Source organism: Prosthecodimorpha hirschii, from assembly GCF_001305515.1.
In the GTDB taxonomy this organism is placed as follows: Bacteria; Pseudomonadota; Alphaproteobacteria; order Rhizobiales; family Ancalomicrobiaceae; genus Prosthecodimorpha; species Prosthecodimorpha hirschii.
This window is the reverse complement of sequence record NZ_LJYW01000001.1, coordinates 2513697-2534282: the sequence shown is the minus strand read 5'-3', so window position 1 is coordinate 2534282 and position 20586 is coordinate 2513697. Positions and strand designations below refer to the sequence as shown.

Annotated in this window: 17 protein-coding genes; 12 read left to right on the top strand and 5 right to left on the bottom strand. The window is 71.4% G+C overall.

Annotation, left to right across the window (positions count from 1 at the left end; genetic code table 11):
- Positions 1–36: 36 nt before the first annotated feature.
- Complete coding sequence (locus ABB55_RS11145; RefSeq protein WP_054358869.1) at positions 37–1020, top strand: LacI family DNA-binding transcriptional regulator; 984 nt, start codon at positions 37–39, stop codon at positions 1018–1020.
- An 82-nt stretch (positions 1021–1102) separates the two neighbouring features.
- Here the strand turns inward: ABB55_RS11145 and ABB55_RS11140 are convergent, their stop codons facing one another.
- On the bottom strand, positions 1103–4036 hold the full coding sequence (locus ABB55_RS11140) for an FAD-dependent oxidoreductase (RefSeq protein ID WP_054358868.1): 2934 nt from the start codon (positions 4034–4036) through the stop codon (positions 1103–1105).
- A gap of 194 nt (positions 4037–4230) precedes the next feature.
- On the opposite strand from ABB55_RS11140, the gene dapA reads away from it, so the two are divergent.
- Both dapA and ABB55_RS11130 read left to right on the top strand, forming a co-directional pair.
- Positions 4231–5127, top strand: a complete 897-nt coding sequence (gene dapA / locus ABB55_RS11135; protein WP_152982006.1) for a 4-hydroxy-tetrahydrodipicolinate synthase — start codon at positions 4231–4233, stop codon at positions 5125–5127.
- The gene (locus tag ABB55_RS11130) at positions 5124–5780 is read left to right on the top strand and encodes a GntR family transcriptional regulator (protein WP_054358866.1); all 657 of its coding nucleotides are present in this window, start codon (positions 5124–5126) and stop codon (positions 5778–5780) included. The genes dapA and ABB55_RS11130 overlap by 4 nt, the downstream gene beginning before the upstream one ends.
- 546 nt (positions 5781–6326) lie before the next feature.
- Here the strand turns inward: ABB55_RS11130 and ABB55_RS28880 are convergent.
- Positions 6327–7613, bottom strand: a complete 1287-nt coding sequence (locus ABB55_RS28880) for an IS110 family RNA-guided transposase (protein WP_083463538.1) — start codon at positions 7611–7613, stop codon at positions 6327–6329.
- A 1109-nt stretch (positions 7614–8722) separates the two neighbouring features.
- Positions 8723–9772, bottom strand: a complete 1050-nt coding sequence (locus tag ABB55_RS11115) for a phosphotriesterase family protein (RefSeq protein WP_054358865.1) — start codon at positions 9770–9772, stop codon at positions 8723–8725.
- A 166-nt stretch (positions 9773–9938) separates the two neighbouring features.
- Between ABB55_RS11115 and ABB55_RS11110 the strand changes: the two genes are divergently transcribed.
- Genes ABB55_RS11110 through ABB55_RS11090 form a run of 5 tightly spaced genes read left to right on the top strand, consistent with a single transcriptional unit; the run spans position 9939 to position 14589 of the window.
- Positions 9939–10865: an ABC transporter substrate-binding protein gene (locus ABB55_RS11110; protein WP_244472018.1), complete on the top strand. Its 927-nt coding sequence runs from the start codon at positions 9939–9941 to the stop codon at positions 10863–10865.
- A 39-nt stretch (positions 10866–10904) separates the two neighbouring features.
- Positions 10905–11624 (top strand): amino acid ABC transporter permease, encoded by a 720-nt coding sequence (locus ABB55_RS11105; RefSeq protein WP_054358864.1) that lies wholly within the window; start codon positions 10905–10907, stop codon positions 11622–11624.
- Entirely contained in the window at positions 11614–12522 is a 909-nt protein-coding gene (locus ABB55_RS11100; protein ID WP_054358863.1) for an aspartate dehydrogenase domain-containing protein, read from the top strand. The genes ABB55_RS11105 and ABB55_RS11100 overlap by 11 nt, the downstream gene beginning before the upstream one ends.
- 13 nt (positions 12523–12535) lie before the next feature.
- The gene (locus ABB55_RS11095) at positions 12536–13876 is read left to right on the top strand and encodes a M20/M25/M40 family metallo-hydrolase (RefSeq protein ID WP_054358862.1); all 1341 of its coding nucleotides are present in this window, start codon (positions 12536–12538) and stop codon (positions 13874–13876) included.
- A gap of 47 nt (positions 13877–13923) precedes the next feature.
- Positions 13924–14589 carry a GntR family transcriptional regulator gene (locus tag ABB55_RS11090; protein ID WP_054358861.1) on the top strand — a complete coding sequence of 222 codons (666 nt, stop codon included), beginning with the start codon at positions 13924–13926 and terminating at the stop codon, positions 14587–14589.
- 37 nt (positions 14590–14626) lie between these two features.
- On the opposite strand, the gene ABB55_RS11085 is transcribed toward ABB55_RS11090, so the two are convergent.
- Together ABB55_RS11085 and ABB55_RS11080 are read right to left on the bottom strand one after the other, a co-directional pair.
- Positions 14627–15502, bottom strand: coding sequence for a DMT family transporter (locus ABB55_RS11085; protein ID WP_160321213.1), 876 nt, complete (start codon positions 15500–15502; stop codon positions 14627–14629).
- A gap of 254 nt (positions 15503–15756) precedes the next feature.
- Positions 15757–16581 (bottom strand): transporter substrate-binding domain-containing protein, encoded by an 825-nt coding sequence (locus ABB55_RS11080; RefSeq protein ID WP_054358859.1) that lies wholly within the window; start codon positions 16579–16581, stop codon positions 15757–15759.
- A gap of 143 nt (positions 16582–16724) precedes the next feature.
- On the opposite strand from ABB55_RS11080, the gene ABB55_RS11075 reads away from it, so the two are divergent.
- Genes ABB55_RS11075 through ABB55_RS11060 form a run of 4 tightly spaced genes read left to right on the top strand, consistent with a single transcriptional unit; the run spans position 16725 to position 20546 of the window.
- On the top strand, positions 16725–17012 hold the full coding sequence (locus ABB55_RS11075) for a (2Fe-2S)-binding protein (protein WP_054358858.1): 288 nt from the start codon (positions 16725–16727) through the stop codon (positions 17010–17012).
- Complete coding sequence (locus ABB55_RS11070) at positions 17009–18448, top strand: (2Fe-2S)-binding protein (RefSeq protein WP_054358857.1); 1440 nt, start codon at positions 17009–17011, stop codon at positions 18446–18448. Before ABB55_RS11075 ends, ABB55_RS11070 begins: the two co-directional genes overlap by 4 nt.
- Positions 18445–19611, top strand: coding sequence for an NAD(P)/FAD-dependent oxidoreductase (locus ABB55_RS11065; RefSeq protein WP_054358856.1), 1167 nt, complete (start codon positions 18445–18447; stop codon positions 19609–19611). Before ABB55_RS11070 ends, ABB55_RS11065 begins: the two co-directional genes overlap by 4 nt.
- On the top strand, positions 19608–20546 hold the full coding sequence (locus tag ABB55_RS11060) for a dihydrodipicolinate synthase family protein (protein ID WP_054358855.1): 939 nt from the start codon (positions 19608–19610) through the stop codon (positions 20544–20546). Before ABB55_RS11065 ends, ABB55_RS11060 begins: the two co-directional genes overlap by 4 nt.
- Positions 20547–20586: the final 40 nt, after the last annotated feature.

Here is a 20586-nt window from a genome sequence, read left to right as displayed (position 1 = left end):
ATGAGAAGACGACCAGACCGGAGCCGCCAGACCCCGATGCCCGCCGACGTGTCCCTCGCCACCGTGGCCGCGCAGGCCGGGGTTTCGGTTTCCACCGTCTCGCGGATCGTCAACGGCGAGACCCGCCGCGCCTCGCCGGCGACCGTGCAGCGGGTGCGCGATGCGATCGAGGCGGTCGGCTACCGGCCCAATCCGGCCGGGCGCGCCTTGCGGCGCGGCGAGACGCAGCTGGTCGCCGTGCTGGCGGCCAATCTCGACAACCCGGCCATGGCGACCATCGCCAGTTCGACCGAGGCCGCCCTACGCGAGGCCGGCTATGTGATGATCCTGTGCGACACCCACGACCGGCCCGAACTGCAGGACGAATATCTCGCGGCGATGCGGGTGCAGCGGGTCGGCGGCCTGGTGATGATCGCGGCGGTCGCCAGCCCGGGTCTCGCCGAGATGGCCGGGGCCGGCGTGCCGATGGTCTTCGTCACGCGCCGCAATCCGGTCGGGCCGGGGCTTTTCGTCGGCATCGACGACCGTGCCGCCGGGGCGGCGGTCGCCGACCGCTTCGTCGCGGCGGGGTGCCGGAGGCCGGCCGTGGTCTTTCCACGGCGCGGCTCGTCGGCCTCGCGCGACCGGGTCGCCGGCTTCGTCGACCGGCTGGCCGCCCTCGGCGTCGCGTCGGAGGCGGTCCTGCGCGGGGAGGGCGACGGCCTGTCGCATCTTCAGGTCGGCTACGACGGATCGGCTGCCCTGTTCGAGCGGGCCGACCGCCCGGATGCCGTCCTCTGCGTGTCCGACCAGATCGCCTACGGCTTGGCGCGCCGCGCCCGCGAGGCCGGCATCGGCATCCCGGATCCGTGCTGCGTGGTCAGCATCGACGGCACGCCGCTGAACCAGTGGGTCGCACCCTGGCTCGCCTCGGTGCGCATTCCCTATCCGGTCTATGGCGCCGAGATCGTCGCCGGGCTGGAGGCGATCCGGCGCGGCGAGGCCCCGGCCGAACGCCTGCTGCCCTTCGCGTTCGGCTGAACCGCGATCTCGGCTGCTCTGGATATCTTTGTTTCCGCGAGCGTTTTCCGATCGGAGCCAACCGCCCTGATCGGGCCGTGCTCTACCCGAACCGGTCGAGCGTGAAGGGCGCGATCGGCAGGGCGGGTTCGCGCCCGAGCAGCGTGTCCGCCGTCAGCCGGGCGACGATCGGGGCGAGCGTGTAGCCGTTCGAGGTCACGCAATTGTAGAAGCCCGGCGCGCCCGGCATGGCGCCGAGGATCGGCGCGCCGTCGATATTGATGTTCATGCCTGCCCAGGCGCGCAGCAGGTGGAAGCGGCGCGCCGCCGGCAGGACCCGCGTGGCCACCCAGGCATTGCCCTCGATCGCCCAGCCGAGCGAGGAACTGGCCCCGGTCGCCGGATCGAGGCCCGCCGACCAGCCGCCGCCGATGAGGAGACTGCCGAGCCGGGTCTGCTTCAGGCTGAGATGCCGGTTGGCGTGGGCGACCAGGCGCGAGACGAGCGGCGGGCCGGGCTCGGTGACCAGCATCTGCAGCGGGGCGCCATGGACCGGGATCGGGCGACCCGCCATGGCGGCGACATGCGAACTCCAGGCGCCGGCGCAGTTGACGATCCGGCCGCAGCGGACAGGACCGGCCGCCGTCTCGACGCGCCAGCCGGTCCCCTCGCGGGCGATCGCCAGGACGGCCGCATCGGCCTCGAACACCGCGCCGGCGGCCTCAGCCAGCGCGATCACCGCGAAGGTCCCGGCGAGCGGATCGATCTTGCCCTCGGCCGGGCACAGCGCCGCGCCGGCGAGACCGTCCCACAGGGCCGGTTCCAGGCTGCGCAGCTCGTTCGCGCCGACCACATGGGTCTCGACCCCGTGCTCGCCCTCCAGCCGGGCCTTGGCGGCCAGGAACTCCATGTCGCGCGCGGTCTCGCCGACCATCAGCCCGCCGGTGATCTTGATGTCGAGGTTGCGCCCGGACGCGGCCTCGATTTCGCGCCACAGGGCGACCGACGGGTTCCCAAGCCGCAGCGTCGCCGCCGCCGGCCCGCCGTCCGCCTCGGCCTTGGCGCCGAAATCGAAGGACAGCAGCTGGACATGCAGCGAGCCGGCATTGGCGGTCGAGGCCTGCTGGCCGGGCGCGTCGCGGTCGACCACGACGACGCCGAGCCCCGCCAGCGCCAGTTCGCGTGCCACCGCCGCCCCGACCACGCCGGCGCCGACGACCAGGACGTCGGTCTCGCGCATCGCCCAGCGCGGCCGGTTGCGATCCGGGCGCGGATGGGCCGGCGGCGGCACGGCGCGCCGGTGGCCGCCCCATTCGGGCTTCTCGAAAGCGAGCGCGGCCAGCGGCACCGGCACGACCGGCGGACGCGGCGCGAACAGGGCGCGCGGTTCGGGCGCCGCGCCGCCGGCAGCCGCCACCAGCCGTGCCGCCGTCGCCGCGCAATTGCGCCCCTGGCAGCGCCCCATGCCGGTGCGGGTCAGGCGCTTGACGGTGCCGATGTCGGCCCCGCCGCCCGCGATCGCCTGGCGGATCGCCCCCGCCCGGACGCCCTCGCAACGGCAGATGACGGTGTCGTCGGCGATCCCGGCCGGATCGAAGGGCGGCGCCCGGAACAGCGTCCAGAGCGCCGACTGAAAGGCCTCCGCGCGGGCGAGCCGGCTCTGCGCCGCCGCCACGGCCGGTGCGCCGAGGCCCGGCCGGTCGAGGCTCATGAGGATGGCGTCCGCCGCCAGTACGGCGCGCGCCTGCGCGACCACCGACCCGCCGATCGCGGCGCCGTCGCCGATCGACCAGACCGTCTCCAGGCTGGTCCGCCCGGTCGCGTCCGTCTCGACCGCCAGCGCGCCGACATGGCTGTCGACGAAACGCTGCCGGCAGCCGAGCTGGCGGGCGAGTTCGCTCGACGGCACGAAGCCGTGGCCGAGGGTGAGCACGTCCGCGTCGACGCGCCGTTCGCCCGACGGCGTGGCGATCCGGCAGGCCGTCAGCGCCTCGCCGCCCTCCGCAGCGATCACGCGCGACCCCCACAGGATCGGGACGCCGGCGCGCTTCAGCGCCGCCAGATAGCCGAGCCCCTGCGCGATCAGGCCCGGCGCGGCCCGGGCCGCCCGCCAGGCGGCGGCGAGGTTCGCGACCCCGGGGGCGGGCGCGCTTTCGACCACGGCGCCGATCTCGACGCCGGACCGCAGCAGGTCGGCGGCGACCTGGAAATTCAGCGGCCCGTTGCCGGCGACCACGGCGCGGCGGCCGGGAAAGACCCGATAGGCCCGGGCGAGCGTCTGCGCAGCGCCGGTCGTCATCACGCCCGGCAGGGTCCAGCCGGGGATCGGCACCGGGCGCTCATAGGCGCCGGTGGCGAGGACGAGGCGCCGCGGCCGCAGGATGCGGTGGCGGCCGTCGTGCAACACCGCCAGTTCGTCGGCCGCGAAGGCCGACCACACCGTCGCCTCCTGCCAGCGCCGTGCGCCCGACCGGTCGAATCGCTCGGTGGCGGCGAGACCGGCGGCGAACTGGGCGTCGAGCGCGCGGGCCGGCCGATGCGAATCGGCGACCGGCTTCCAGAACTGACCGCCCGGATCCGGGCGTGCGTAGACGACCAGCACGTCGAGCCCGGCCTCGGCCAGGGCGGCGGCGACCGTCAGCCCGGCCGGACCGGCCCCGACCACGGCGACATCGACGGCGAGGTCGGGGACCCGTTCGGGCGGCGTCTCGGCGAGATCGGCGCGACGCGGGGCGGCATCGCCGGGTCCGGTTCGGCCCGGCCCGCCCGGCCCCTCGATCTCCATGCCGGCGGCGAGCTTGGTCAGGCAGGCACGCTGGCCCGTGCGTCCGTCGACGGTCACCACGCAATCGAAGCAGGTGCCCATGCCGCACCACAGACCGCGCGGATCGCCGTCGCGATGGCGCCGGAACGCGGTCACGCCGGCCGCCGAAAGCGCCGCCGCGATCGTCTCGCCATCCAGCCCCTCCATGTCGCGCCCATCGAAGCGGAACGGAATCCGGGTCCCCGGTGCGAGATCGGGGTGCGAAAAACGCATGAGAATCACCTTCCGGGGACGCGACTGGTTGTTCCGAAAATATATCGGCGGTATGCAATCATCTCCAAGGGCGCTTGCCAACCCGCCTCCGGCCCTGCGATGCCGGTCGGGGTCCGCAGAGCCTCGCGACGGAGGCCGGCCGGCGGCTCCGCATTGTTGATCGAGCGCTCCCGGGCGGGGGCATGGAGGCCCGTGTGGCAGGTTTCAGAGGCACCTATACGGTTCTGGTCACTCCCTTCACGCCGGATGGCGGCGCGATCGATGTCGCGGCCCTCAGGCGTCTGGTCGACGATCAGATCGAAGGCGGGGTGCATGGCCTGGTGCCGCTCGGATCGACCGGCGAATTCCTGTCGCTCTCCCAGGACGAGCGCGATCTGGTGATCGAGACCGTGATCGGCCAGGCGCGCGGGCGGGTGCCGGTGCTGATCGGCACCGGCGCGGAATATACCCCCGACGCGGTCCGCTATGCGCGCGAGGCGGAGGCCGCCGGCGCCGACGGCGTGATGATCATCCCGCCCTACTATGCGGTGCCGACCGAGGCCGAACTGGTCGCCCATTATGGCGCGATCGCCGGCAAGATCGGCATCCCGATCATGATCTACAACAACCCGGCCGCCGCCAATGTCGACATGCTGCCCTCGACGGTCGCCCGGCTCTCCGAGATCGACAATGTCCGCTACATCAAGGAGTCCACGCTCGACGTGACCCGGGTGCGCGACATCATTCGCCTGTGCGGCGACCGGATGACCGTCTTCGCCGGCGTGCTCGGCTACGAATCCTTCTTCCTCGGCGCCGAGGGCTGGGTCGCCGTCTGCTCCAACGTCGCCCCGCGCATCTCCGCCGATCTGTTCGAGGCCGCCTGCGACCGCAACGATCCGGCCGAGGCGCGCGCGATCCATCAGCGGATGGTCGACCTGCTCTGGTGGGTCGGCGGGCCGCGCTACGTGGCCGGCACCAAGGCGGCGCTCAAGCTGATCGGCCGGGGCGTCGGCCCGCCGCGCGCCCCGCGCCTGCCGCTGCCCGAAGCCGACATTCCCGTTCTGGCCGGCGTGCTCGAGCGCCTCGGCCTGACCCTGGCAGGTGCCGATTGAGCGAGGACGACGTCTCCACCGCCGAACCGGGCGGCAACCTGTCCGCGCTCGCCTACCGGGCGATCGCGGGCCTGATCCGGTCGCACGATCTGCGCTCCGGCGAGGCGATCGTCGAGGCCAAGCTCGCCGAGGCGCTGGCCATCTCGCGCACCCCGATCCGCGAGGCGCTGCAGCGGCTCGAAGGCGAGGGGCTGATCGTCAAGACGGCCGGCCGCTCCTACATGGTGCGGCGGGTCACGCTGACCGAGTATCTGCAGAGCCTCAGGGTGCGCGAGATCCTGGAACCGGAGGCCGCCGCCGCGGCGATCGGACGGATTTCGTCGGAGGCCATCGCCGAGGTGCGGGCCGCCATCGACGCCCTGTCGAAGGCGCCGGCCTATTCGCGCGACGCGCACTGGACCTGCGACGCGCAACTGCACAACCTGTTCGTCGATGCCTGCGGCAACGAGATCATGGCCGCAATGATCCGCTCGCTGCGCGCCACGACGCATCTCTTCGAGATCGCCCGCCTGCAGGACCGCCTGACCCCCGACAACACCGAGCATGTCGCCATCCTCGACGCGCTCGCCGCCGCCGACGCCAAGGCCGCCCGCAAGGCGACCCAGCAGCACCTGCGCAGCCTGTACAAATTCGCCGTCGAGGTGCTCGGCTGAGCCGCAGGTCCGGCGCTTGCCTCCCCTTACACGCTCCGATCCCCGCGGGTGGCCTCCCCTCACGCTTCGAGATCTCTCGGTCGCATTCCCGGACAAGGCCCGCAGGGCCGCCGATCCGGGACCTACTCCCTTTTCGGCGGCATCAAGATTGCGGGAGACGCGAAGACCTGCGGTAAGTTGACAAGCGAGTAGGTCCCGGCTCTCCGCTTCGCTCCGGCCGGGATTGCGGTTTCGGGGGGATACGCGCAAGCGAGGATCCGCTCCCGCGGTCACCTTCCCTCACGCGTTCCGCTCCCTCGATCACCATCCCTCGCGAGTTCCGCTCCCGCGGTCGCATTCCCTCACGCGCCTCGATCTCTCGGTCGCATTCCCGGACAAGGCCCGCAGGGCCGCCGATCCGGGACCTACTCCCATCTCAGCGGCATCAAGATCGCGGGAGACGCGAAGATGTGCGGCAAGTTGCGGAGCGAGTAGGTCCCGGCTCTCCGCTTCGCTCCGGCCGGGATTGCGGTTTGGGGGGGACTCCCCACCGTTTGTGAAGAGGGTTTAGGTGCTGGTGGTAAGCCTTTCACCAGCGATATCCGGATTGAATGTGGTTCCGGTTTCAAGCATGGCGCAGGCGACGGCGATGAGACGGTCTCCGACGGAGCGCAGGGCGCGGGCGTGACCGTGACCGCGCTGGCGGAGCGCGGCGTACTTGGCGCGGCTTCTGGGGTCGTGCTGCACGGCGACGCGGGACCAATGGTAGACGGCGTTGGCGAGGCGCTGATGGGCGGCCTGACGACGTTGGACGATCCTGGACTTGCCCGATCGTTTGGTGACCGGCGCGACGCCGCACAGGCAGCGCAGGGCGTGATAATCTCGGCGCTGCAGGGCCTCCCAGGCTTCTGCCAGCAGCGTGGCGAGGACGACCCTTCCGACGCCCGGCAAGGATCTGAGGATCGTCACGTCACGCTGCGCCCCGTCCTGTTGCGCCCCGTCCTGCCCCGGTTCGCCCGGCTCCCAACCCGATCCCACCTGCGCCATGCGTTCGGTCAGGCGGTCGAGCCTGGTCTCGGCTTCGGCAATCTGGCGGTTGACCAGATCGAGCCGCTTGGCGAGGGCTTGGACATGGGCGACGGCGGCCTCGGTCGTGCCCGGCGCGACCAGGATGGCCGGGCGACGCAGCCGCTCGAGCACGTCCCCGGCCGAGAAGCGGCGGATGCGGTGGCGCTTGATCAGGCGGCCGACGGTCTCCTCCCGCACCCGCCGCGCCTTCTCGGGCGTGGGAAGGAGCGCCCACAGGTCGAGGAACCAGCCGGCCGCGACATCGTCGGCGAGGTCCAGGAGTTGCGGATAGTAGCGCCAGAGCTGTTCGCGGACGCGGTTGCCCAGCCGGTTGCGCTCGGCCCGCAATTCCTCCGCCATGCGCGACCATTCGCGCAGCTCGACCAGCACCGGATCGAGCGGGGCGAGGCGGCGGAAGCAGCGCCGGTCGGTCCTGAGCGCGTCGGCCAGAACCTCCGCATCCCGGCTGTCGTCCTTGGCACCGGCGGGCGAGAAGCGATCCCGGAAGCGATAGAGTTGCTTGGGATTGATGGCGTGGACACGGAAGCCGCGTTCCAGAACGCTTTCCACCACGGGACCGTGGGGCACCTCGATCGCCACGTCGATCCCGTCCGGCTCGACGCCGGTCACGGCAACGAGCCATCCGGCCATGTCGGCCAAGCCCTCGCCGCCATGAGCGAAGATGCGCTCGCCGGCTTTGCGGCCCCTTCCGTCCGAAATCCTCACATGGTGCGTCTCGCTCGCCCAATCGATGCCGACGAACCAGCGTCTGTCCTCTTCCTCCATGCGACAGCCCTCCCAAGACACGGAGCCGCCGTGATGCTCGCCGATCCCTGTACTGGCGCTCGAAGGCGCGGACTCCCCACGGGGCATCCATCACGGCAATCTGCCGGGGCACATGTCCCCCCCAGGTGCTCGAAGCACAGGGGGCGATCGGTCGCTCCCGGCAGATCGGTCCGATCCGATCAGACTAGCCGAAACGGATCGAACTGAGAGGTACAGGGGCGTGCACCATCGGGGGGCCGCTTCTGCGGTCGCATTCCATCAAGCGCTCTGATCTCTCGATCTCGCAAGCGCCTTTCCTCGCGAGTTCCGAACCCGCGATCACCTTCCCTCGCACGCTCCGCTCCCGCGGTCGCATTCCCGGACAAGGCCCGAAGGGCCGCCGATCCGGGACCTACTCGCCCGGCAGCGGCATCAAGATCGCGGGAGACGCGAAGACCTGCGGCCAGTTGACAAGCGAGTAGGTCCCGGCTCTCCGCTTCGCTCCGGCCGGGATTGCGGTTTCGGGGGATGCGCGCAAGCGAGGATCCGCTCCCGCGGTCTCCTTCCATCACGCGTTTCGATCTCTCGGTCGCATTCCCTAACGCGCTCCGCTCCCGCGGTCGCCCTCCCAGGCGCTCCGCTCACGCGGTCGTATTCCCGGACAAGGCCCGAAAGGGCCGCCGATCCGGGACCTACTCCCTTCTCGGCGGCATCAGGATCGCGGGAGACGCGAAGACCTGCGGCCAGTTGACAAGCGAGTAGGTCCCGGCTCTCCGCTTCGCTCCGGCCGGGATTGCGGTTTCGGGGGGCACGTGCGCCATCGGCGGGGCCGCTTCTGCGGTCTCTTGCCATCACGCGCTCTGATCTCTCGATCTCGCAAGCGCCTTTCCTCGCGAGTTCCGAACCCGCGATCACCTTCCCTCGCACGCTCAGATCCCACGGTCGTATTCCCGGACAAGGCCCGAAGGGCCGCCGATCCGGGACCTACTCCCCTCTCGGCGGCATCAAGATCGCGGGGGATGCGAAAACCAGCGGCAAGTTGACGAGCGAGGAGGTCCCGGCTCTCCGCTCCGCTGCGGCCGGGATTGCGGTTTGCGGAGGCTTCGTGGGGGGCTCGCGCTCGTCCAGGCCTATCCGCCGATGGTCAGGATCCTGCGGGGGGTTTCGAGCAGCAGAAGGTCGATCTCGGATTGTGAGAAGCCGCGGTCGCGCATCAGCGGTACGACGTTGCGCAGGATGTGGCCGTAGCCGTGGCCGCCGAGGCTCTGCAGGCGGGTGCGGGTGCAGATGTCGTGCGAGATGACGACCCGGTCGCCGAGCCCGGCGTCGAACAGCTTGCGCAGGGCGCGGATGCGCATCCAGTCGTTCGGGATGTCGACCACGCCGAGCCAGTAGTTCGAATGCTCGATGCCGAAGAAGTCGTATTCGACGATTGAGCCGCGCCGCGCCAGGGCGACCACGTCGGCGTCGTCGAGCAGCGTGCGGTCCATATGGCCGATGACCACGCGCGACAGGTCGGCGCCCTCGGCCTCCAGCACGTCCAGGATCTCGTCGGGGGCGGCGCGGTCGCGGCCGGGATGGATGGTGATCGCCGCGCCGGTCGCGATCTGCGCGCGCGCGCCGGACTTGAGCGAGCGCCGCTCGAACGGGGTCAGCGGCCAGGAGCAGCCGATCTCGCCGATGAGGCCGCAGCGGACTTTGGTGCCCCAGGCGCCCTCGGTCAGCTGGCCGAGGGTGATCTCGGTCAGCGCCTCGGTCGAGAGGGCGAGCGTTTCGGCATCGAGGAAGTTCTCCGTATAGAAGCCGGCGCCGAGCACCACGTGGATGCCGGCGCCGCGGGCGATCGCCGCGAGGCCTTCCGGGTCGGGCACGATGCCGCCGGTGGTCAGTTCCACGATGGCGCCGCCGCCGTCGGCCTTGAAGGCCGCCGCCTCGCGGGTCGCGAGAGCGACATCCTGGAGCCGATGATTGCCGTGATAGCGGCCGGGCCGGTAGCCCATGTCGAAGATGGTCTCGAGCGTGATCTCGGGCTCGGGCAGGCCCTGGCCGCGCCGCGCCGGCGGGGTCAGGTCGCACAGCAGATGCTCGTGCATCAGCGTCGCCCCGAGGGCCGCGGGCGCGATCGGACCCAGCACCGTTTCGATCCGCGCATGCCCCGTCCCGGTCTCTGCCGCCGCCATGGTCCCCTCCCGAGTGTGGCGCCGAAATGCGCAGCCGACGCCATCCCGCCTCTTGTGGGATTGCCGGCAATTTGCATACTGTTTGTATGCGGGCAGTGTCACTGTGACAAGGACGCAGAGACGTTCCGGGCCCGGTTACCCGCAACCCCGGCGGAGGGTATGAGACATGACGATGGATTCACGCGACGGTTCGAACGCCCGGTTTTCCGGCCTTTCCGGCTCGAAGTTGTCCGGCCCGAGCCCTTCGGCGGCAGGTCCGACGCGGCGCGGCATCCTTCTCGGCGCGGGCGCGCTGGCCGGCAGCGTCGCGCTCGGCGGCCGCCGGGCCTCGGCCCAGGCCAAGCTCGGTGCGCCGAACCTGATCAAGCCCGGCACGCTGATCATGTCGATCAACCCGACCCTGCCGCCGCTCCAGTTCGTCAACGACAAGGGCGAGCTGCAGGGCATGCGGGTCGAGCTCGGCAACGAGATCGCCAAGGTGCTCGGCCTGACGCCCGAATATGTCCGCATCGAATTCGCCGCCATGGTCCCGGGCCTGGCCGCCAAGCGCTGGGACATGATCAACACCGGCATCTTCTGGACCGAGGAGCGGTCCAAGCTGATGTACATGGTCCCCTATGAGCGGGCGGCGGTCAGCTTCCTGGTCTCGCGCGGCAATCCGCTCGGCGTCGCCAAGTGGCAGGACCTCGCCGGCAAGGCGGTCGGCGTGGAACTCGGCGGCATCGAGGAGCGGCGCACCCGCGAGGTCGACGCCATGCTCAAGAAGGAAGGCCTGGCGGGCCTCGACGTGCGCACCTTCAACAATTTCGCCGAGGCCTTCCAGGCGCTGCGCGCCGGCCAGGTCCAGGCGGCGACCTCGATCGACGCCACCGCCATGTACTGGCAAGGCCGCGGCGACTTCACCCGCGCCATCGCCGGCCTGTTCCCGCAGACCGCGACCTTCGCCTTCGCCGACAAGACGCTGGCGCTGGCCGTGGTCGACGCGCTCAACGGGCTGAAGAAGAGCGGCTTCTACGATGCCCTGTTCGACCGCTACGGCGTGCTGAAGATCGAAGGCGACAGCTTCAAGATCGACGGCCCCGGCCCGGCCTGACGGCAGGGCCGCCGACCTCTCGCGGCGATCGGAGACCCGATGAAAGTCTGGAATTGGGAAGGCTTCTTCAGCTACTTCGTCAACGGCTACCTGTTGACGGGGGCGCTGGTCACCCTGGCGCTGGCCGCCGCGACGCTCGCGATCGGCTTCGTGCTGGGCATGGTCCTGGTCCTGTTCCGACTGTCGGGCAATCCGATCCTGTCCGGCTATGCCCGTTTCCACGTCTGGCTGTTCCGCGGCACGCCGCTGCTCGTCCAGCTGATCATCATCTATACCGGCCTGCCCCAGCTGGGGCTGGCCCGGTTCTCGGTGATCGAGTCCGCGTTGATCGGGCTCGCGCTGAACGAGGCGGCGTATCTCTCCGAGATCCTGCGCGGCGGCATCCTGTCGGTCCACCAGGGCCAGCGCGATGCCGCCTATTCGCTCGGTCTCAACCGGTCGAAGACCTTCCTGCTGATCGTCATGCCGCAGGCGCTCCGGGTCTCGATCCCGGCGCTCGGCAATTCGGTCAACGGGCTCCTCAAGACCACCTCGATCGCCTCGGTCATCTCGATGGAGGAACTGCTCCGGCGCGGCCAGATCCTGATGCAGCAGCGCTTCGAGGTGCTGGAGGTCTTCACCTGCATCGCGATCCTCTATCTCTGCATGACCACCCTCTGGGAGATGGTCCAGCGGCGCATCGAGGCCCATTTCGCCAAGGGCTATGCGGCCAAGGCGCCGGAGGACGACAGCCCGGAACTGGCGCGCGATGCCCGGTGAAGCCGGCCGGGACGATCGCGGGCGTGCCGGCGCGCGGCCGCGCCTGCGCTGTGCGCTGCTCGGCTACGGCCGCATCGGCCGGCTGATCGCCGCCGGTCTCGCCGCGCGCCCGGACGGTCCCGAACTGGTCGGCATCCTGACGCGTGCCGGGCGTGGCACGGCAGCCGGCACGGCAGCCGGCGAGGTGTCGCTTGGTTCCTTGTCGCCAGATGCCTTGTCGCCCGCTGCCGTGTCGCCGGATGTGCCGGAAGCCGGGCTCGCCTGCGCGGCGCTCGACGATCTCGTCGCACGGCGCCCCGACATGGTCGTCGAATGCGCCTCGACGGCGGCCCTGGTCGGCACTGCGCCCGTGCTGCTCGCCGCCGGTATCGACATGATCCCCCTGTCGCTCGCCGCCTTTGCCGATCCGGCCGGCGAGAGCGTGCTGCGGGCCGCCGCCGATCGGGGACCGGGCCGCATCCTGGTGCCCTCCGGGGCGGTCGGCGCGCTCGGCCTGCTGGCCGCCGCCGCCGCCGCCGGGCTCGACAGCGTCCGCTTCGTGCAGAGCTATCCGCCGGCGGTCTGGCGTCGCACGCCGGCGGCCACCATGGTCGATCTCGACCGGCTCGACGGTCCCGTCGCCTTCTTCCGCGGCAGCGCGCGGGCGGCGGCACGCCTGTTTCCGCACAATCTCAACGCCGCCACCGGCATCGCGCTCGCCGGTCTCGGCCTCGACGCCACCGAGGTCGAACTGATCGCCGATCCGAATCTGCCCGGCGTGCGCTACGAACTGGCTGCGGAGGCCGCGACCGGACCGATTCGCCTGGTCATCGGCCCGCGCCCCGATCCGGGACCGGATCTCACCGCCTATTCGGTTCTCGCCCTGCTCGCCGGCCGCGCGGCCGCAATCGCCCTCTGACGGAGCCTTGCCCATGACCCTTCCGGCGGACGATGCGACCGGCGCCATCCTGGCCCGCCTGCGGGCGGCTTCGGCCGAACGCCGCGCCGCGACGATCGGGCTGCTGCAGACGCTGATCGCCGCGCAGCGCGACGGCGAGGCCGCCGTCCAGGCCCGTGTCGCCGAGGCCTTCGCGGCTCTCGGCGTCGCGGTCGAGACGGTTGACTATGATCCGGCGGCGGTGCCGCTGGTCGGCGAGTTCGCCGCGCCGCGCGCGACGCCGGCCGAGACCCGCACCTGCGTGGTCGCGCGGCTGAAGGGCCGCGGCGACGGCCGCAGCCTGATCTTCTTCGCCCATCCCGACAGCGAGCCGCTCGCCGGGCTCGACACGTGGACGCGCGATCCCTTCGCCGGCACGATCGAGGACGGACGCCTTTACGGCTGGGGCGTCGCCGACGATCTCGCCGGCGTCGCCGCGATGGTCGGGGCGGTCGACCTGATCCGGGCGGCCGGTCTCGAACCGGACGGCGACGTGATCCTGGTCTCGACGCCGAGCAAGCGCCACGCCCGCGGCGTGTCGGCGCTGCTCCATGGCGGGCTGACGGCGGATGCGGCCGTCTATCTGCATCCGGCCGAATCTGGCGCCGGTCTCGCCGAGGTCAAGGCCTTCGCGTCCGGGCAGCTCGAGTTCCGGATCGATGTCCCGGGTCGCGGCCCCGACACCACCGAGCCGCTGCAGACCGCCTTCGCCCATCAGGCGATCGATCCGATCGCCAAAGGCGCCTATGTGCGCGCGGCCTTGCGCCAACTCGAGGCCGAACGGGCGGCGCGCATCCGGCATCCGCTTCTGGAGGCGGCGGTCGGCCGGTCGACCAACATCATGGTCTCCCATGTCGTCGCCGGCAGCCTGGATGCCCTGGCGCGGGCGCCGGAGCTGTGCACCGTCGCCGGCGCCGTCTCGTTTCCGCCCGGCGAGACGCTGGAGGCGGTGGCCGAGGAACTGGCCGGCGCGGTCCGGACGGCCGCCGCGGCCGATCCGTGGCTGGCGGCGCATCCGCCGACGGTGCGTTTTCTGGCCGGCGTCTCGCCGGCCGAGACTCCGGCCGACAGCCCGCTGTTCCGGTCCGTCGCGCAGGCGGTCGAGGCGGTCACCGGCCGGGCGCCCTTCGTCAATCCGATGCATACGGCGAGCGACATCCGCAATCCGATCGTCCAGAAGGGCATCCCGACCGTCGGGCTCGGCCCGCTCGGCGGCGACCTGACGCAGAACGGCCGGATCGACGAATGGGTCGATCTTGAGGATCACCTGCGCGCCGTCGAGGCCGCCGCCGCCATCGTGGCCACCTGGTGCGGGCTCGGTGCGGTGCGGGCATGATCGATGCGGCAGCAACTCCCGAGTGATTCGGGCGGATGGGGGAGGTCATGAGCAGCGACGTCGAAGCGTCCGTTCGTGAGGGCACGGGCGGCTACAACCTCTCCAACCTCGCCTACAAGTCGGTCTCCGAGATGATCCGGACCCGCCGGCTGAAGGGCGGCGACCTGATCGTCGAGGCCAAGCTCGCCGACCTGCTCGGCATCTCGCGCACGCCGCTGCGCGAGGCGCTGCAGCGTCTCGAAGGCGAGGGCCTGGTGGTCAAGGTCGCCAACCGCTCCTTCGCGGTCCGCTCGGTCGATCTCGCCGAATATCTGCAGAGCCTGAAGGTGCGCGAGGTGATCGAGGGCGAGGCCGCCGCGCTCGCCGCCGGCAACGTCCCGGCGGCCAAGATCCGGGCGGCGCGGCGCGAGGTCGAGGAACTGATGACCGCGACCAGCTATCACACCGACGCGCATTGGCGCTCGGACGACAATGTCCACGGCCTGTTCATCAATGGCTGCGGCAATCCGGTGATGGCCGGGATCATCCATTCGCTGCGCGTGACCACCCGCCTGTTCGAGATCGCCCGCCTCGCCGACCGCGTCGGCCCGGACAGCCTCGAGCATCTGGCCATCCTCGACGCGCTGGAGGCCGGCGACCCCAAACTCGCCCGCAAGGCTGCGCAGGCGCATATCCGCAGCCTGTCCAAATTCGCCCTCGCCAACGTCGCCTGAGGCTCGTCGCACGGCCCTTTTCAAGGACCGCCCGAGTTCACTGGCCGGTGCGGATCAGGCCGATGCCGCAGAGCGTGACGAGTCCGGCGCCGAGCAGGGTGGTGACGGTCGGCACCTCGCCGAACATCAGATAGCCGAGGATCAGGGCCGAGACGATCTGGGTATAGACCATCGGCGACACGACCGACGTCGGCGCGATCCGGAAGGCGGCGACCAGCAGCATGTGGGCGGCGGTGCCGAAGGCCGCGCCGAGGGCGAGCAGGCCCCATTCCCAGGGCGCCATCGCCGACCAGGTCCAGGGCAAGGCCAGCGCGGTCAGCACGGTCGCCACCGCCGCGACCAGGAACACCATCGCGAACGGATCCTCGTCGGCCGCGATGGCGCGGGTCAGGACGTGATAGAGCGCGTTGGCGAAGGCCATGCCGACCGGCAGCAGGAGATGCCAGCCGGCATCCGGGGCGCCGGGCCGGAGCGCGATCAGGACGCCGACGAAGCCGGCCGCGATCCAGGCCAGCCGGCGCAGCGAGACGGTCTCGCCGAGAAAAAGCCGGGCCATCAGCACGGCCAGGAACGGGGTCGAGAAGGTGATCGCATAGGTCTGCGCCAGCGGCAGGACCTTGAGCGAGAGCACGATCAGCACGGTCGTGGAGACCAGCAGGGCACCGCGGCCGAGCTGCATCCCGGGGTGTCGAGTCGTCACCATGCGCCGGCCGCCGAGCACCGGCATCAGCGCCGCCATGTAGGCGACCTGGAACAGGTTGCGGCCCCAGGCGAGGAACAGCACGTCGTGCCGGGCGACCAGCAGCTTCAGGATGGAATCGAGGCTCGTGAAGCAGACCACCGCCGCGACCATCATCAAGGCGCCGGCCAGCGCGGCTTGGGGGCGCACGGGCGCGGCTGCGGCATCTGTCACGGGCGGGCTTTCACGGTCGGGCATTCATGGTGGGATTTCAGGGGCGGCATTTCACGGCGCGCGCAGCCGAAGGCGATCCGGCCGCGCGGGGAGGGAACCGCTGCCTTATCCCGCGGCAGTGCCGGATGGATAGAGGTCCATCCATCCGGATATCGCAGATGTGCCCTGCCCGGGCGGCCGGGCGGCCGGCCAGCCGGGCTTACGGACCGCGGCCGGGCAGGGGGATGCGGAACGGGCGGTTGCGGAGGTCCGGCTCAGAAGTAGGGCGACCAGCCGGTCGGGTTGATCATGTCGATGCCGAACCACTTCTTCCAGGCGGCGTCGGTCTTGCCCCGGCGATGCATCTCGAAGATCGCGACGTTCAGCCAGTCCTTCAGTCCCGTCGAGGCCTTCGAGACGCCCATGCCGCAGTAATAGACATCGACCGGGGTCTCGACCACCTTCCACTTCACATCCTTGAAGCGGTTCATCTGCTCGCCGACGAAGTCGATCACGTCGATCATCGCATCGCCGCGGCCCTGCGCCAGCGCGCGGATCGCGTCGGGGTAGTTGTCGAGCAGGGTGACCTTGGCGTTCTTGAGATTGTCCTCGATGAACTTGACCGGCGTGCTGCCGCGCACCTGGATCAGCATGACCTCGGGCTTGTCGAGATCCTTCCAGGACTTGAACGGCTTGCCCTCGGTGGTCAGGACGCCGAACACCTCGGTATGCACCGGAACGGTGAAGTCGATGACCTTGGCGCGCTCCGGATTGCGCGTCATCGCGCCCATGACGACGTCGATCTTGCCCGAGACGACGAAGGGGATGCGGTCCGGCGAGCCGACCTGCACGAACTCGACCTTCACGCCGAGCATCTTGCCGATCTCGGTGGCGAAATCGACGTCGAAGCCGACCATCTCGTTCTTCTCGTCGAATTTGGCCAGCGGCGGCAGGGTCGGGTTCACGCCGACCTTGAGCACGCCGGACTTCAGTACCTCGTCGAGCGGCCGGGCGTTCGCGTCCGGACTGGCGGTCAGGAGCGATGCGGCGAGCGCCGCCATGGCCAGGGCGGCTTTGCCGAAGGCAGACTTTCTGAACATGAGGCACCTCTCCGTTGATGGCGTCCTGAAGCTGCGATGCGGGTTCCGTCGAAGGGAAATGTTGCACCGCCTGTCTATAGACAGTATACAATTGATCGCCGCTGTAAAGCGCGGATGCCGAGCAGAACCAACCGAAAGCGCCCATGCCAGCCGTCAGAATCGCCAAGGGGATCGAACGCGGGCGACCGGTGACGATCGTCGTCGACGGCCAGCCCGTCGCCGCCCATGAGGGCGAGACGCTGGCGGCGGCGCTGGCGGCGGCCGGCCGCACCGTGCTCCGCCACAGCCCGCGCGCGGGTACGGCGCGCGGCGCCTTCTGCCTGATGGGCGTCTGCCAGGAATGCCTGGTCCGGGTCGACGGCCGCCTGCGCCAGGCCTGCCGGGTCGGCGTCGCCGATGGCCAGGTGGTCGAGTGCCGGGGGTCGCTGTGAGCGCAAAGGAGACCCGGGCCGATCTGATCGTCGTCGGGGCCGGTCCTGCCGGGGCCTCGGCCGCGCTCGCCGCCCACCGCGCCGGCCTCGCGGTCGTGCTGATCGACGAAGCCGGCCGGCCCGGCGGCCAGGTCTGGCGGGCGCCGGCCTCCGGCGTCGCGATCCCGGACGCCTTGCGGACGCAGGACGACCGCGACGGCGCCGCGCTTCGCGCCGAAGTCGCCGCGTCCGGCCTGACTTTCGTCGGCGATGCTCGGGTCTGGTCGGTCACCGGACGGTTCCGGGTCGACGCCGCGACCGAGACCGGCACGCAAGCCTATGTCGCGCCGCGGCTGGTCGCCGCGACCGGCGCGCATGAGCGCGTCGTCCCGTTCCCGGGCTGGACCCTGCCGGGCGTGGTCGGCCTCGCCGCGGCCACCATCCTTCTGAAATCCGAAGCCATGCTGCCCGGCCGGCGCACCGTGGTGGCCGGTTGCGGGCCGCTGCTGGCCGCGGTCGCGGCGAAGATCGTCGCCGCCGGCGGTACCGTCGCGGCGCTGGTCGACCTCGCCGGCCCGGCCGACTGGATGGCCGTCGCCCCGCGCCTCGCCCGTCGCCCGCGCCTGCTGCGCCAGGGGCTCGGCTGGATGCTCCGGATCGGTCTCGCCCGCGTGCCGGTCCATTTCCGCCATGCGGTCGTCGCCGCCGAGGGTGCGGAGGCGGTCGAGCATGTCACCATCGCGCCGGTCGATGCCGAGGGTGCCCCGGCCGCCGGCCCCCGGCACCGGATCGCCGCCGATGCGCTCGCGGTCGGTCACGGGCTCGTCGCCGGCGCCGAGATCCCGCGCCTGCTGCGGGCCGCCCTGCGGTTCGATGCCCTGGCGGGCGGCTGGATTCCGGTGCTCGACGCGGCCGGGCGGACCTCGATCGAGGGGCTCTATGCCGCCGGCGACGGCGCCGGCATCGCCGGGGCGGCGGCCGCGCTGCTGTCCGGCCGGCTGGCCGGTCTGGCGGCGGCGCGCGATGCCGGCGCGCTGGCCGAACCGGCCTTTGCCGGCGCGCGCGATCGGATCGCGGCCGAGCGCGACGCCGTCGAGGCCTTCGCGGGCGCCGTCCGCCACCTGATGCGGCCGCGCCGGGGCCTGGTCGACGCCGTCGCCCCCGAGACGGTGGTCTGCCGCTGCGAGGACGTGACCCGCGCCGAGATCGACGCCGCGGTCGCGGCCGGTGCGAGCGAGGTCAACCAGCTGAAGCATTTCACCCGCTGCGGCATGGGGCCGTGCCAGGGCCGCTTCTGCGGCGACACCGCCGCCGAACTGGTCGCGCGCCATGTCGGTTCGCGCGCCGCGGCCGGAGTCTGGACAGCGCGCCCGCCGCTACGGCCGGTCCCGCTCGATACGCTCCTCGGCGATTTCGACTATGCCGACATCCCCGTTCCGAAACCGGCGCCGCTATGACCCCAACCCTGTCCGGCGAACGCTACGATCTGGCCGTGGTCGGCGGCGGCGTCCATGGCGCCACGGTGGCGCTGTTCTGCGCCCGCGCCGGCCTGCGCACCATCCTGTTCGAGCGCGGCTCGCTCTGCCGCGAGGCCTCCGGCGTCAATGCCGGCACGCTGACCATGCAGATGACCCGCGTGGCGTTGATCCCCTATGCGCTGCAGGCCCATGCCATGTGGGCCTCGGCGCCCGAATGGCTCGGCCACGATGTCGGCGTCGTCGTCTGCGACGGGCTCTCGCTCGCCTTCACGGAGGGCGAGGCCGAACTTCTCACCTATCGCGCGGGCAGGCGCCGGGAGGCCGGCGCGCCGATCGAGCTCGTCGGACCCGCCCGCGCGCTGGAGGTCGAGCCCGGCCTGTCGGACCGGGTGCTGGTCGCCGGCCATTGCAAGGTCGACGGCTTCGCCAATGCCTATCTGACCGGCCTCGCCTACCGTGCGGCGCTGATCGAGGCCGGCGTGACGCTGTGCGAGCAGGTGCCGGTCGCGGGCGTGGTGCCGGATGGCGGCGGCTACGAACTCGATAGCGCCGCCGGCACGGTGCGGGCGCGCCGGCTGGTCCTGGCCGGTGGCGTCTGGCTGGAGGAGATGGCCGCCTGGCTCGGCCTCCGCCTGCCGATCAAGGTCCTGATCAACCAGCTCGCCGTCACCGAGCGGATCGCCCCGGTCATGCGCACCGTGGTCGGCATCGCGTCGGGGCTGCTGTCCCTGAAGCAGTATCCGCACGGCACCGTGGTGATCGGCGGCGGCTGGCAGGGCCGCGGCGACCGGCAGCAGGGCGGCGTCGAACTGGTGCCCGACAGCCTGATCGGCAACATGCGGCTCGCCTGCCACGCGATTCCGGCCCTGCGCCGGTCGCGGCTGGCCCGCGCCTGGGCCGGGCTCGAGGCGGAAACCCGCGACGCCCTGCCGGCGGCCGGGCCGATCCCGGGTTTCCCCGATGCCTGGATCTGCGGCAGCGTCCATTCCGGCTACACGAGCGGCCCGTTCATCGCCAAGAGGCTCGCCGACCGGATTCTCGAGCGCGGCGATCCCGATCCGCTCTTCCCCATCGATCGGCTGCTGGCGCCCGATGCCGGCGCCGCCGACCCCGCTCCCGTCGCAGAGGCGCCGCTGTCATGACCGTGCCGACCGCCATCCGCCGCCTCACCGGCATCCATGCCGCAACCGTCACGCCGATGCGGCCGGACTCCTCCGTCGATTGGGAGGCGCTCGCCGCGCATGTCGGCCGGGTCGGCCGCGCCGACGGCATCCGCGGCCTGCTGATCAACGGCCATGCCGGCGAGAATTTCCTGCTGACGCGCGAGGAGAAGCGGCGGGTCATCGAGATCTGCCGCGCCGAACTCGGCCCCGACGTCTTCCTGACCAGCGGCGTCAACGCCGAATCGAGCCTGGAGGCGGCGCTGCATGCCGCGGACGCGGAAGCCGCCGGCGCCGACGCACTGCTGCTGTTCCCGCCCAATGCCTGGATCGGCTTCCGCGATGCGGCCTCGGCGCGCCTGCACCACGAGCATGTCATCGCCGCCTGCGGCCTGCCGATCCTGCTCTATCAGGCGCCGGTCGGCGCCGGCTCGATGCCCTACGGGCCGGACACGCTCGCCGAGCTGGTCGCCCTGCCGCGCGTCGCCGGCATCAAGGAGGGCAGCTGGGAGGTCGCCACCTACGACCAGAACCGGCGCATCGCCAAGGCGATCCGGCCCGATCTCGCCGTCCTCGGCTCCGGCGACGAGCATCTGCTGACCGCCTATCTGATCGGCTCGGAGGGAAGCCAGGTCAGCCTCGCCGCGGTGACGCCGGAACCGCTGGTCGCGCTCTGGGACGCGGCGAGCCGCCAGGACTGGGCCGCCGCCCGCCACTGGCATGACGTGATCTATCCGCTCGCCTGCGCCATCTACCGCGACAAGCCCGCCGGCCGCGCGACACCGCGGCTGAAGGCCTGCCTGCGCATCCTCGGGCTTCTGGACCACGACACCGTCCGTCCGCCCTTCGCGCCGATCCCGGCCGAGGAATACGGCCGGCTGGAAGCGGCCCTGCGGCACGCCGGGGCCTTCGGCTGATCCGGCCCGGCGGCGCGCCGGGACGGTCGTCCGGTTCGCG